At 43.4% G+C, this 12,771-nt stretch carries 12 protein-coding genes; 4 read left to right on the top strand and 8 right to left on the bottom strand.

What is annotated here, in order from left to right; translation table 11 throughout:
- The first annotated feature begins 20 nt into the window (after window positions 1–20).
- Window positions 21–1,529, top strand: coding sequence for a TyrR/PhhR family helix-turn-helix DNA-binding protein (locus MP3633_RS11430; protein WP_176335639.1), 1,509 nt, complete (start codon window positions 21–23; stop codon window positions 1,527–1,529).
- 41 nt (window positions 1,530–1,570) lie between these two features.
- On the opposite strand, the gene MP3633_RS11425 is transcribed toward MP3633_RS11430, so the two are convergent.
- The 4 genes from MP3633_RS11425 to MP3633_RS11410 form a co-directional block, all read right to left on the bottom strand.
- Window positions 1,571–1,735 (bottom strand): hypothetical protein, encoded by a 165-nt coding sequence (locus MP3633_RS11425; RefSeq protein ID WP_162690150.1) that lies wholly within the window; start codon window positions 1,733–1,735, stop codon window positions 1,571–1,573.
- Between the two features lie 126 nt (window positions 1,736–1,861).
- On the bottom strand, window positions 1,862–2,683 hold the full coding sequence (locus MP3633_RS11420) for an HAD-IIB family hydrolase (RefSeq protein WP_112138074.1): 822 nt from the start codon (window positions 2,681–2,683) through the stop codon (window positions 1,862–1,864).
- A 142-nt stretch (window positions 2,684–2,825) separates the two neighbouring features.
- Complete coding sequence (locus MP3633_RS11415) at window positions 2,826–3,176, bottom strand: HopJ type III effector protein (protein ID WP_176335638.1); 351 nt, start codon at window positions 3,174–3,176, stop codon at window positions 2,826–2,828.
- Window positions 3,177–3,207: 31 nt separating this feature from the next.
- Complete coding sequence (locus MP3633_RS11410) at window positions 3,208–4,401, bottom strand: Bcr/CflA family multidrug efflux MFS transporter (RefSeq protein ID WP_112138077.1); 1,194 nt, start codon at window positions 4,399–4,401, stop codon at window positions 3,208–3,210.
- Between the two features lie 307 nt (window positions 4,402–4,708).
- Here MP3633_RS11410 and MP3633_RS11405 point away from each other — a divergent pair, with 307 nt between their 5' ends.
- Both MP3633_RS11405 and MP3633_RS11400 read left to right on the top strand, forming a co-directional pair.
- Entirely contained in the window at window positions 4,709–6,586 is a 1,878-nt protein-coding gene (locus tag MP3633_RS11405) for an ABC transporter ATP-binding protein (protein ID WP_176335637.1), read from the top strand.
- A gap of 31 nt (window positions 6,587–6,617) precedes the next feature.
- The gene (locus MP3633_RS11400; protein ID WP_112138080.1) at window positions 6,618–6,947 is read left to right on the top strand and encodes a DMT family transporter; all 330 of its coding nucleotides are present in this window, start codon (window positions 6,618–6,620) and stop codon (window positions 6,945–6,947) included.
- Window positions 6,948–7,017: 70 nt separating this feature from the next.
- On the opposite strand, the gene MP3633_RS11395 is transcribed toward MP3633_RS11400, so the two are convergent.
- From MP3633_RS11395 to MP3633_RS11385, 3 genes are all read right to left on the bottom strand, one after another.
- Complete coding sequence (locus MP3633_RS11395) at window positions 7,018–8,778, bottom strand: alpha-amylase family glycosyl hydrolase (protein WP_176335636.1); 1,761 nt, start codon at window positions 8,776–8,778, stop codon at window positions 7,018–7,020.
- A gap of 70 nt (window positions 8,779–8,848) precedes the next feature.
- Complete coding sequence (locus MP3633_RS11390; RefSeq protein WP_112138083.1) at window positions 8,849–10,075, bottom strand: glycosyltransferase family protein; 1,227 nt, start codon at window positions 10,073–10,075, stop codon at window positions 8,849–8,851.
- A gap of 64 nt (window positions 10,076–10,139) precedes the next feature.
- The gene (locus MP3633_RS11385; RefSeq protein ID WP_176335635.1) at window positions 10,140–10,961 is read right to left on the bottom strand and encodes an HAD-IIB family hydrolase; all 822 of its coding nucleotides are present in this window, start codon (window positions 10,959–10,961) and stop codon (window positions 10,140–10,142) included.
- Between the two features lie 139 nt (window positions 10,962–11,100).
- Here MP3633_RS11385 and MP3633_RS11380 point away from each other — a divergent pair, with 139 nt between their 5' ends.
- Window positions 11,101–11,982 carry a DMT family transporter gene (locus MP3633_RS11380; RefSeq protein ID WP_176335634.1) on the top strand — a complete coding sequence of 294 codons (882 nt, stop codon included), beginning with the start codon at window positions 11,101–11,103 and terminating at the stop codon, window positions 11,980–11,982.
- A 159-nt stretch (window positions 11,983–12,141) separates the two neighbouring features.
- Here MP3633_RS11380 and MP3633_RS11375 read toward each other — a convergent pair whose 3' ends face one another.
- Window positions 12,142–12,693: a carboxymuconolactone decarboxylase family protein gene (locus MP3633_RS11375; protein ID WP_176335633.1), complete on the bottom strand. Its 552-nt coding sequence runs from the start codon at window positions 12,691–12,693 to the stop codon at window positions 12,142–12,144.
- Between the last annotated feature and the right edge of the window lie 78 nt (window positions 12,694–12,771).

Below are 12,771 nucleotides of genomic sequence, written 5' to 3'. Positions count from 1 at the left end.
CGCTGCGTGAGAGAGTAAGCATGAGGTTAGAAATACAGTGCGAAGATAGAATCGGCATGGTGCGTGAAATCCTCGACTTATTCATACCGCATCAAATCGATATGCGTTTAGTGGAAATGGATACAAAGCGACGTTGTATTTATTGTGGTTTTTTAGATATTCCTTTTCTTCAATTGCAGCGCTTGCTTGCAGAAAATCGCCGTTTGGAGAGTGTTGAAGATGTAAAAACGGTCATTTTTACTCCTTTTGAAAGGGAGCATAATGCGCTTTATACCTTATTAGAAGCCTTACCGGATGGTGTCATTTCGGTGGATCTAAAAGGCGAAATTACTATGGTCACTGAGCTAGCGGCTGAGGACCTGAATGTTTCGATTGCAGACCTATTGCATAAGCCATTACAGCAATTCATAAAAGGAATCAGTTTCTCTAAAGAGACGTGGGCGAACCCAAAAGTGGGGATGAGTAAACGGATTCGAATTCGAAATAAAACGTTACTGCTTGAGACGAAACCCTTCTTTGTGTCCGATGATGATGGTATTGAAAACCCAGCGGGAACGGTCATTTATTTAAAATCTGAATTACGCTTAGATCGTCAAACAGCGAGTTTGAAACAGGCGCCTAATGCTGAATGCCATTTAGAAATATACTTCCAACCCGCTGTCATAAAAAGCGAGTCGATGAGGCGCACTTTAGCCGAGGCAAAAGCCTTTGCGGGAATGGCGATGCCGTTGCTCGTACACGGAGAAGTGGGAACAGGAAAGCGAGATTTCATCGAAGCCTTATTTCAGTATTGGCATAAACAGCAAGTGGACCCAGAAGCTCAGCTAATTATTCGTCACGCAAGAGACATGACATGCGATGCTATTGTTGAGCTAGATGCCTTGTCTGGATGGTTTGTAATAACCGATATTGAGTATCTAGATGAACAGGTACAGGTTGATTTGGCCAATTGGCTTACTCGACAACCGAGTGTTGTCAGCAGTTTTGATGCCAGTGTGCGTTTGATCAGTCTGTCTTCCTTAAGTCGGCAACAACTGTCGGACGGTACGACATTAAATAAGAGCCTTTATTTTGCTTTAGCCACTTTGCATCTTGCTATGCCATCCCTTAGGGAGCGTAGAGAAGATATCGATGGATTGGTTCAACAAGTTATTTTGGAGCAAACTGAACGTTATCGATTACCGATACCAACCGTATCGAAAAGCGCACTGACTAAATTGGCACTGTATTCTTGGCCGGGAAATTTAAAAGAGCTACAAAATATCTGTTTACAGGCGTTGTTGACATTGAAGGGTAAGGCATGGACAGCTGATGATTTGATGTTGCCAGAGTCTTCCACTATGCCGAGTTTGGAATTAATCAATGATTCATTGGAGATAACACTAAAACAATGGGAGGCGAACCTGCTAAGAACCTTGTACCCAAATTTCCCGAGTACGAGGCGTTTGGCAAAAGCGGTTGGTATGAGTCACAGCGCGATAGCAAATAAGCTGAAAGAATATGGTATTAATACGAAATTGCCAGATTGAGTGATACATCAACCTGGCAATCTTGGGTCAATTAGAAGAATTTAGTAATGACGCTTCTGACGAGGCACAGGGCGGCGCATTTTTTCTTCACGCTCAATTTTGATCGGTTTAAGCGTTTCTTTTGATTGCGCTGCGTGTTTCTGGATATTGGCTACCAAGAAAGCAATTGCTGCACAGGCGGCAATGAAGAGTAAAAATTCAAACATGGCATTTCTCCAAACTAATTATTCTTATAACAATCATGGAACATTATGATCATTGCGTAAAGGTGATTATGTTGTCTTTTAGTTAATGGAGGAGGATAAATAGAAATCAACCCCTTCTCTTTAATGTCACAAGTTATACCTTTTTCTTAAGTACCTTGCCACACCATCTTCGTCATGATGACCGATGACATTCGTTGCGGCCTCTTTCACGTGAATCAAAGCATTGTCTGTTGCAAACGCTTCATCTGATGCTGAAAACATAGACAAATCATTGTCGCCATCACCAAACACGATTAACCTTTCGGCACCAATTTCTGCCTTTAGTTCCATCAGAGCCGAACCTTTACACACGTTACTGTGATGAATATCCAACCAGAAGGCGTCTGGATGGTAAATACCACCGCCCGAATACGCGGTTAAATGACTGTGTTCTTGGCTGTCTTTGATGATGTTGTCGATAAATTCTGGTTGTCCCATCGCGCTTATATTGGTGATTCTTGCGTTATGAGTGAGCTCGGACAAAGGGTGAAGGCTCATGTTTTTATGGTTACCTAGTTCGTTGGCGATGTGATCGCTTAGGTGACCTTGTAGGGGCGAATGGTAGACTCGATGTGATCCATCATCTTCTAAGCAAAAAATGAATGGCGTGACGTCATTTTCTTCAAACGAAGAGAGCAAGTCAAGAATGTGGCTCTGAGACAGTAGGTTTCTGTGACGGTACTGGTTTTGTTGAGGATCCCACCATTCGACACCATTTTTGAAAATTTGCCAATTTGGAAATTGATGCTCCTCAATACAAGCCATCGCGGCAAAATGAGTGCGGCCTGTGGCGACAGTATAGAAAACCCCTGCAGATTTTAAGCGATCGAGGGTTTCGAGTGTGTAATCTGAAAGCCGTTGATGCCGATTAAGTAGGGTTCCGTCTAGATCAAATGCCACTAGTTCCATAACTACCTCATGCTTATTGTATTTGGCACTATCGCATTTTTTAAGTGGGAAGTTCAACAATTAAGACGTGTTTATTAAAAGGACTTTTCGTAATGGACTTGGGTCACAAGTTTATTGTTATAAGCCTTTGTGACCCTTTTAATCAGTTTTTATTGACTAAAGCTGTTGTTGTGAAGGCAATACCATTCCAGCCATTTTCAATGAACTGTCGAATGTTTTGATGATCGTTCGCGGCTGGATTTTCTAAGACATCAACACGATAAAAGTCACCAAATAAATGCAACGTTTGTGTTTCGGTTAATTCATGCATGGATGCAAAAGAGAAAAGCTTACAAGAACCATTATTTTCATTAATGGCATTGTTTTGTTTACCATTAGTAAAAGCCGCCGCGGTGAAATCGTATTCACGCTCGATAACATCAATGACTTCTTTAAATTGGACTTGTTCTGGTGTGTGTTTGATTTTCTCAATCAGCGTTTGCGTGCTTAGCATTGGAACTCCGTACTGTAGATTATGGGTAAAATTAGTCTTCTAATGGTGGTCTAGCGTAACGTACTGTGACCTTGAAGATAATAAAGGAAATTATACCGCAGGTCGCAATAGTACCAAGCATCGGGACGAATGTACCGTTGTGGAGGATACTGACAACAGCGCCTCCTACCGCGCCCATAGCGAATCGAGACGTACCCGCTAATGCCGTGACACTGCCATTGTGGTTGCCTGCGTTTTTCAGTGCGCCAGCCATGAACCCACTGCCCAGTATTCCCATTGGGCCAATAAATAACATGCTCGTAATAATGATAAAAGGGAGTGGTGGATGGTCAAAAAAAGTCAGTAAAATCATCAACGCTGAGGCGATCAAGGGAGCGTAAATGGCATACTTTGATAGTACTTCAGTCCCTAGTTTTTCTACGTATCGTCCATTAATAGTGGCGGCCAACATCATCATGATGACATTTACGCCCACTAAAAATCCAAAATTAGCAGGATCAATATCATAGATTTCAATATAGACAAAAGATGAACCCGTAATGAAACTCATCATACCCGCGAAATAAAAGGCAGAGGAAGCAACATAGCCCATCACAGACGCGTTTTTAACCAGTTTGCCATAGTTACGCGAGGCATTTAGAAAAGAGAAAGGAGTGCGCTTTTCGGGAGGCAATGTCTCAGGGATGGTGCGTAAAAATAACACCATGGAGATAATGGCTAATATACCCAAGAAAACGAAAATATAATGCCAGCTCCAAATAGTTAAGATGGCCCCGCCTAGAATAGGCGCGGCCAATGGTGCCAGCGCCATGACGAGCATGATCATCGACATTGTTTTGGCAAACTGATTAATCGACATACCATCTTTGACAAGGGCTGGGACGCTAACGGCCACGGCAGCACCGCCGAAAGCTTGAACCGCTCGGCCAACCATGAGCATTTCATAGCTCTGTGCAATAGCACAAAGGAAGCTACCAATAGCAAAAATGCCAAGACCGCCAACAACGACTTTACGGCGTCCGATAGCATCAGATATCGGCCCAAAAAGAATCTGCAAAAAAGCAAACACCAGTAAATACATACTCAGCGTCATTTGTATCAGGCTAATATCCGTATCTAGGCTTTTTGCTATGGTTGGAATACTTGGCAGATACGCATCAATTGCTAGCGGTGTCAGCCCAGACAAAAGACCGAGAACTAAAACAATGGGAAAAGTAAGTTTCATACAATGGCTTAATTGAAGGATTAATCGGATTGTTTGCAATAAATTAGGAAGCATATTGGTATGCGGGGTAATTATAATCCGTTTGTTTATTCTCCGCGGCTTTAATTGTGCAAACACTAAGTAAAGCTTATGGCTATGCAATTTGAGATGTGGATCTTTTCTGGTGTTCAATTAGGGAACGTGGTTCAATTTTGCCTCTTTTGGTTAATCAACAATGGATCTGCTTTTTTACAGATCTCTCGCTCTATTTTCTCGTTGTGTTTTATCTTCTGAGCAGTGTCAATTTTAGGGTTTAATAAGGAATACTATGTTACGTTTTTTTGAAAAATGGGTATCGGCTTATCCGGATATAGAAGCGATACAATCCCCTAAAACATTGCTCGCATTCTGTCGCTATTATTCAAAAGGCGTAGAACTACCACTTTTACTGATGTCGGTTCTCACGGCGACTATCGCTATTCTTGAAGTAACCTTGTTTAGTTTTATGGGCCAGCTGGTAGATTGGCTGATTAACAAAGACCCAAAAACCTTTTTTGCTGAAGAAGGCTCGCATTTATTGTGGATGTCTTTGATGATTCTGGTGGCCATGCCATTGGTGACGTTTGTGCATTCCGCCATTATTCATCAGACCTTATTAGGCAATTACCCGATGCGAATTAGATGGTTGTCGCATCATTATATTTTGCGTCAGAGCATGTCTTTTTTTCAGGATGAATTTGCCGGACGTATTTCCACTAAAGTGATGCAAACCTCCTTGGCAGTACGTGAAACCGTGATGAAGCTGCTCGATGTATTGGTCTATATCGGCGTGTACTTTATTTCCATGATTGTGTTGATTGCTAATGCGGATTATCGACTGATGATTCCAATGTTGGTCTGGTTGGCTTGTTATATATTACTGCAACTCTATTTTGTCCCAAAACTCAAATTAATATCCGCAGATCAAGCCGATGCTCGCTCTACCATGACGGGTCGTGTGGTTGATAGCTACAGCAATATTTCGACGGTAAAACTTTTTTCACATCACGAGCGTGAAGCGGAATACGCGAAAGATGGGATGGATGGTTTTTTACAGACGGTTTATAAGCAAATGCGCTTAGTCACAATGTTAAGTGTAGGCGTGCAAACCTGTAACTATGTATTGACGTTTGCAATCGCGGCGTTGTCTATTTGGTTGTGGACGGACAGTATTATCAGCGTGGGTGCGATTGCCATCGCGGTCAGTTTGGCGCTTCGCTTAAATGGTATGGCGCAATGGATCATGTGGGAAGTGAGTGCCTTGTTTGAAAACATCGGCATGGTGAATGATGGCATGAAAACCCTGTCACGGCCTATTGAGATAGAAGATACGCCAAACGCACCTGCATTATCCGTAACGCACGGTATAATTGAATATGACGCAGTGAATTTTCACTATGGCAAGCAAGACAGTAAGGTGATTGAAAACCTTGTCTTATCGATTAAAGCGGGCGAGAAAGTCGGATTAGTCGGGCGTTCTGGTGCAGGGAAATCGACCATCGTGAATTTATTGATGCGTTTTCATGATATTGAATCCGGTCAAATTCGAATTGACGGGCAAGACATCAAAGGTGTTAAGCAAGATTCTTTACGTGCTCAAATCGGCATGGTGACTCAAGATACATCCTTGTTACACCGAACGGTTCGAGAAAACTTACTTTACGGCCGACCAGACGCCACTGAAGAAGAAATGATCACCGCGGCAAAAAATGCCGAAGCGCATGAGTTTATACAAACCTTAACCGATCCATTTGGCAATGCTGGTTACGATGCCATGGTAGGAGAGCGTGGCATTAAGCTTTCGGGTGGACAGCGTCAGCGTATTGCGATTGCACGGGTCTTGTTGAAAGATGCGCCTCTATTAGTGTTGGATGAAGCGACATCCGCGTTGGATTCCGAAGTGGAAGCGGCGATTCAAGACAGTCTGTACAAATTAATGCAAGGCAAAACGGTTATCGCTATTGCTCATAGATTGTCGACCATTGCTGCCATGGATCGTCTTATTGTCTTAGACAAAGGCAACGTAGTCGAGCAAGGTAGCCATGAAGAACTCATTAAGCACGCGGGTATTTATGCGTCACTTTGGGCGCATCAGACCGGTGGTTTTTTGGCTGAAGACGTTGATCTTGAGAGTATTGAGACAGAAGAAAACTTGGCAGATAAATAGTGTATTTCACTGGCCCATTTAGAGAGATTTTATGACGTATTTCTTGTTGTTCTTAGCCATACTTGCCGAAGTGATCGCGACGACGGCATTAAAAGCGTCGGACTCTTTCACTAAATTGGGACCAAGTGTCGTGCTTGTTGTTGGTTATGGTGTGTCTTTTTATCTATTAACCATAGTGATGCGCTCGATGCCGACTGGTGTTACTTACGCCATTTGGTCTGGGTTGGGCGTGGTTTTAATTTCGCTGTTCGGCTATCTATTTGCCAATGAAAAACTCGATATGGCCGCTTGTTTCGGTATGTCATTGATTGTTACTGGTGTCGTAGTGATTAATGTTTTTTCTAAAACGGTGAGTCACTAAATTATTGCTGTTGTTTGTCATTTGGTAATAAAAAAATGCGCCCTCACATAGGGCGCATTTTTTATGCGTGCTAAGCGCTGCTTTTTATTTTGCCTTTCTTATTTGCCAGCCAAACAAATTGGTAGGGCATCAAGGTGACTTTTCCTAAACGGTCTTCGTATACTTGCTCTGAGACCAAATCTGTCCAATCATCGTTGGCAATAAGGTTAAGTTCTGACAAGTTAAAATGTTGTGGCTGATCCGTCATGTTATATACCGCAAACAGGCTTTGTCTTCTGTCCAAACTTTGACGCCAAAAAGCAAATAAGTTTTCTCCCATGTGCAAAATATACTGAGTCGCATTCGGGTGGAAAGCAGGTTGAGCACGGCGTATTTGAGTTAATTTGGTGACACTCTGAAACACTTTTTGATGATGTGTTGGTGTATTTAAAACGTGTTCTAACTCTTCCATGTCCCAAATATGACGGTTGATTGAGCGATAATGGCCCGTGTTATTCACTCGATCCAAATCATTTTCTGTACCAAATAAACTGTGAATATAAAAGGCAGGCACGCCTTCTAGCGCCATCATGACACCCACTGCGCAAAGGAAACGAGCAAATTGCCATTGATCTGGGCCTTGTTGCGCGGAACCAGACAAGGCATTCCACAGGCTTATGTTGATCTCATAAGGTTTGGCTTCGCCTTGCGGTGTAGTACGCGAACTTATTTTCCCACCAAAGCGTTTCATGGTGTTGATTAACGTTTCCAGCTCCCATTCAGAAAGCAGGCCCTCTGTAGGGCGTAAACCTATACCGTCGTGTGACGCCACAAAGTTCAGGTAAGTGGTGCCTTGCTGAGCTGGTGCCATGCTCATGAGCCATTGTTTTAAATGACTACAATTTCCCGTGACAAGGCTGTTAATAAGCAAAGGCGGTAATGAAAAGTTGTAGATCAAATGCGCTTCGTTGGCGTTACCAAAATAAGTTAAGTTTTCCTGATTGGGTATGTTGGTTTCGGTGATAATGACGGATTCTGGGGCGTAATGTTCGATCATTAGCCTTAATAAGCGAATGATTTCATGGGTTTGAGGTAGGTTAATACAGCTTGTGCCAGGGACCTTCCATAGAAAGGCCACCGCGTCTAAGCGGAACCAGCGAATGCCTTTTTCTAGATACAAATGAATGATGCGTAGAAATTCCAGCAGAACGTCTGGGTTTTCAAAATTTAAATCAACTTGGTCGTGGCTAAACGTACACCAAACGTGTTTTTCACCATTTTTGGTTTGCACTTCTCTGAGTAGTGACGAGGTTCTAGGACGAACAACGGCGCTCAAATCAGCGCTTGGGTCCGCCTCATAAAAAAAACTGGCTCCGGGGTTCACACCTGCTTTGTAGTTCTCAAACCATAAACTTCGACTTGAGCAGTGATTAATGACCAAGTCGCCCATGACTTTGAAATCTTTTGAAAGATTCGACACATGGTCCCACTTTCCACACGAAGGATTGACCGTCGTGTAATCCATCACACTAAAACCATCGTCTGAGCTGTAAGGGAAAAATGGCAGCAAGTGAACCGCAGAAATGGAGTCGGACAATTTGCTCTTTACAAATTTATGCAGTGTTTCTAAAGGCGCTTCTTCTTTTCTGCGCAAGGTGTCTGCATAGGTAATTAACATAATGTCAGATTGATCCCATAAGTTTCTATGGGGTCTCGGTGATTCTGTTGCCGGATCTAGGTGAAAAGTCGTTAAGCACCTTTCAGCCAGCTCTTTGGTGTCTAAATTCGGATAAATGGTCTGCAGATGAGCAATAAGTCGCTGTTCTAGAGGCGACAAAGGTGCATTTTCCATGTTTACCTGCCTGTCTGTTTTGTTAATGGGTGAAAAACAATGCTGTGTTGTTTAGCCTAGTCGAAACCAATTATTTAGGACCGAACTCGGCCATATCTAATTCAACCGCTTGTGCCAGTTGCGTCATAACCCCAGGAAAAGCACTTACCACGCGGTTCCAGCTCGGAATAAAAGGCGTTTCCATTGGGTTCTCTAAATACTGATTACCCGCTTTCATGATGTTGCCCGCAAAAAGCTCAACCGCTTGCTCTTCGGCGTGAACATCTAGCTTCAGTCCGTTGATTTCTGCGTCATTGCGATAGGTTTCAATAAAATCCAACGCCACACGGTAGTAGGTTGCTTTGATCGTTCGGAACGTTTCTTGATTAAAAATCGTACCATTTGTTGCCAGCTTTCTAAAAATGGCTTTGGTGATGTCGATCGACATTTTAGACAAGCCGCCATCGTCATTGTCGGCTGATAAGTCTTGGTGTTTATGATCGTAAATGTCGGCGATATCGACCTGACATAAACGGTTGGTCGAATAGTTTCGGTACATTTCACTTAATACGCCAATCTCTAATCCCCAATCGCTTGGTATGCGCAAATCGGTCATCACATCGCGGCGGAAGGAAAACTCGCCTGCTAGAGGGTAGCGGTAACTGTCTAAATAATCCAAATAATCCAAATGCCCAAAGACTTTTTTGAGTGAGCACAGCAGAGGTGTCACTAATAAACGACTGACTCGGCCATTCATTTTTCCATTGGCGGCGCGTGCATAAAAGCCTTTACAGAATTCGTAGTTAAAATTTGGGTTGGCAACAGGGTAAATAAGACGAGCGAGCAGCTCTCTATCGTACGTTACAATATCGCAATCGTGCATAGCGATGGATTCCGCTTTGCCGGCGGCTAAGTTGTAGCCCATACAGAACCAAACGTTGCGGCCTTTACCTGGGTCAGAAGGAGAAAGGTGTTCACCTTTTAGGACGCTGTCTATTTCTCTTAAGCGAGGGCCATCGTTCCACAGTACTTTGTAGTTTTGTGGCAAAACACTGAAAAATTCAAGCGCGTGTTTGTATTGTTCTTCTGTTGCTCGGTCTAATCCGATGATGATTTCAGACAAGTAAGGCACTTGTTGCAAATGTTTTAAAATATTAGGCATGGCGTCTGTTTCTAGTTCCGAGTACAGACAAGGCAGAATCAGAGACATAGGTCGCGTTTTTGCAAACTCGCACAGCTCTGCTTCCATTTCTTCTAGCGGGCGGTGCGCCAAATTATGAAGCGTCGTGATAATGCCGTTTTGATGAAAATCGCCCATGATAATTCTCCTAAATATTGTTATAAAAATAATGGCTGTTTGCGTTATATTCTTTTTTTGCGTGTTACAAAATACCTTGCTTGGTTAGCATTAAATTGATCGCTTGAGCCCAGCCCTCGGGTCCATACGCGTCACTAAGCCAAGCGTCGCTGCGATTTGGAATCTCGGGAGGCGCATGAACAGGTGAGCGAATTACCACCGGAATATCGGCTCTACTCAGCATGCCAACGTCATTTTCGCCATCACCTAAGGCCATGGTGGTAATGGCTTCGTCACTTTGTGTCTCATACACCTCTTTTAACCACAGCATGGCGTTTGCCTTGTCGCAGTGTTTGCCCATTAAATGGGAAAAACGGCCGCCTTTTTGGATTTGTATATCAAACTGCGCAAGGTGCTCTCTAAAATGATTTAGCGCGAGATGAGAGTCTGTCCATAGCATGGGTTCGGTGAACTCTCGCTGCATGGCTTGTTTGGCGCTTGCTTCGCTTAAGCCTGTGATTGACATCAGTTCTTGCCACGTCATGTCGCTGAAGCGTTTAAATGTGTAGTCGTCTTGTTTGTCGTTGGTGAGTTCGATCAATCTGTCACGTTTTGGCCCAAAGGCTTTTAACCAATATTCACCGCAATCTTCTAATGGCTCGTCTATCGTCAGCGCCAAATTTTTAGGAATATAGATGGCGGAACCATTTTCAACGATAAAAGGGTCTTGGTGATTAAGATCTTTTCTAAGGGAGAGAAGCTCGCTGAATGTCTTGCTTGTATTGATGATGCAAGGAATGGAAAAGGTCTTTAGCGACAGTAACGCGGATTGTGCTGCTTTAAAGCTATAAGTGTGATGGTCGAGTAATGTGCCATCTAAATCTGTGAATATTAAAAGTCTAGTCATGTAGATTCCATTTTTAGGTCCATCATAAAGTGACTGGTGGACGTTAGTATTAGGCTTGCAAATCTGGTGCCAGTGCGTAAAAGTAAGCCTTTCCTGATGAGGTGCTTGCCTAAGGTTAACTGGGCTGTTGAACAAATTGATGACAAGTTTGCTACGTTTATATTTCATTATTCTTCTTTCATTGTTCGCCTTCGCAGCGAACTCGGTTTTATGTCGATTGGCCCTTGCTGATGGCTTAATTGATCCTGCTAGTTTTACGATGTGGCGACTGCTGAGTGGCGCAGCCACGTTGGCGTTACTGTGTTTTTTTCAGTTTTTTAAAACAAAAAACACCTCGATCAAAATGATTTGGCTAGAAGGCAGTTGGCTGTCGGCGCTTTCACTGTTTATTTATGCGATGGGCTTTTCTTATGCCTATGTCACATTGGAAACAGGCATTGGCGCCTTGATTCTTTTTGGTGCTGTTCAGCTTACACTGATCTTATTCGCTGTTTGGGCGGGTCAGAAACTGGCCGTTATGGAATGGTTTGGACTGCTGGTGGCGTTTGCTGGTTTTGCGTATTTGGTGTTTCCTACTTTGTCATCGCCTTCTCTTGTTGGCTTTATTTTGATGACGTTAGCGGGTATCGCTTGGGGCTTATATACATGGCGTGGAAAAATCTCGTCTAAACCGCTGTTTGCGACCACCTCGAACTTTGTCCGAACCATACCGATGCTATTGATTGCATTAGCCTTTATTAATACAGAAGGGCTTAAAAGTGCGAGTACAGAAGGGATTGTGTTGGCGGTGATCTCTGGCGCATTCATGTCTGGATTGGGCTACGCACTTTGGTACGCGGTGTTGCCTCACCTTAGTGCTTCGTTGGCGGCTGTGTTACAGCTTTTGGTGCCTGTGATTGCGACAATTGGGGGCGTTATTTTTGCAAACGAATCCGTCACCTTGCATTTAATCTTGGCAACGTCTGGTGTGTTGGGTGGTGTTTTATTGGTGGTTATGGGAAGAAAGAAAATCCAACGCTAACGCCTCATTATGGTGCGAATATTGTCGTGCGCATCAAAAAAGACGCGTTGATGGATTAAAATGGACGTGGTTTTTTGGGTAGTAATCCGTCCCGCAGAGGATTAATAGAGAAACGGACACCACATAGCGCGGTGTCCGTTTTTTTGATTCATACTAAGGTTAAGATTTTGTCCAAGCAAACGGTTTAAACATGTCGTCTACAGGCGTTTTAGCGACGTGGTTTACATAGTTGCTGATGACTTTTTGGGACAAGCCAAGAATGATTTCCAGAACCTGCTTAGGCGCATAGCCTGCCGCGTAGAAAGTCTCAAATTGTGCGTCTGTTGCGTTACCGCGTTGGCGAACCATAACAAGCGTGAAGTCATGCAATGCTTGAAGTTTCGCGGTTGGCATTGGCTCACTGTTACGTAGGGCTTCTGTTAGTGCTGGGTCTACTTTCATTGAATGTGCAATGGCAGTATGGGCAGGAACACAGAAGTGACATTCGTGCTCAACGTTGATCGTTTGCCAAACAACGGTTAATTCTTCTGCATCAAAAGACGTCGCTGTAAACGCTTGGTGCAATTGAGTGTAGGCTTTTAAAATTTCTGGAGACTCAGCCATGACGGCATAAAGGCTCGGGATGGTTCCCATTTGCGCAACAGCGCCTTCAAGAATTTCTTTGCTGCCTTCAGGTGTTGTTTCTAAAGTGTGAAATTTAAATTCGCTCATTGTGTGGTTCCTATCCGTTAGTGTCTTATTTAAAGAGGGTTTCTGGTTAACGAGGAACAATTTAACTGGATTTGAACG

The organism is Marinomonas primoryensis (assembly GCF_013372285.1).
GTDB classification, from domain to species: domain Bacteria; phylum Pseudomonadota; class Gammaproteobacteria; order Pseudomonadales; family Marinomonadaceae; genus Marinomonas; species Marinomonas primoryensis.
The sequence above is the reverse complement of the archived record's forward strand: the minus strand, read 5'-3'. Positions and strand labels throughout refer to the sequence as shown.

Coding starts and splice junctions, on each gene's coding strand:
- MP3633_RS11405 (WP_176335637.1), top strand. CDS start 4,709: ATGTTACGTTTTTTTGAAAAATGGGTATCGGCTTATCCGGATATAGAA.
- MP3633_RS11385 (WP_176335635.1), bottom strand. CDS start 10,961: ATGACTAGACTTTTAATATTCACAGATTTAGATGGCACATTACTCGAC.
- MP3633_RS11375 (WP_176335633.1), bottom strand. CDS start 12,693: ATGAGCGAATTTAAATTTCACACTTTAGAAACAACACCTGAAGGCAGC.
- MP3633_RS11420 (WP_112138074.1), bottom strand. CDS start 2,683: ATGGAACTAGTGGCATTTGATCTAGACGGAACCCTACTTAATCGGCAT.
- MP3633_RS11400 (WP_112138080.1), top strand. CDS start 6,618: ATGACGTATTTCTTGTTGTTCTTAGCCATACTTGCCGAAGTGATCGCG.
- MP3633_RS11415 (WP_176335638.1), bottom strand. CDS start 3,176: ATGCTAAGCACGCAAACGCTGATTGAGAAAATCAAACACACACCAGAA.
- MP3633_RS11390 (WP_112138083.1), bottom strand. CDS start 10,075: ATGGGCGATTTTCATCAAAACGGCATTATCACGACGCTTCATAATTTG.
- MP3633_RS11380 (WP_176335634.1), top strand. CDS start 11,101: ATGACAAGTTTGCTACGTTTATATTTCATTATTCTTCTTTCATTGTTC.
- MP3633_RS11410 (WP_112138077.1), bottom strand. CDS start 4,401: ATGAAACTTACTTTTCCCATTGTTTTAGTTCTCGGTCTTTTGTCTGGG.
- MP3633_RS11425 (WP_162690150.1), bottom strand. CDS start 1,735: ATGTTTGAATTTTTACTCTTCATTGCCGCCTGTGCAGCAATTGCTTTC.
- MP3633_RS11430 (WP_176335639.1), top strand. CDS start 21: ATGAGGTTAGAAATACAGTGCGAAGATAGAATCGGCATGGTGCGTGAA.
- MP3633_RS11395 (WP_176335636.1), bottom strand. CDS start 8,778: ATGGAAAATGCACCTTTGTCGCCTCTAGAACAGCGACTTATTGCTCAT.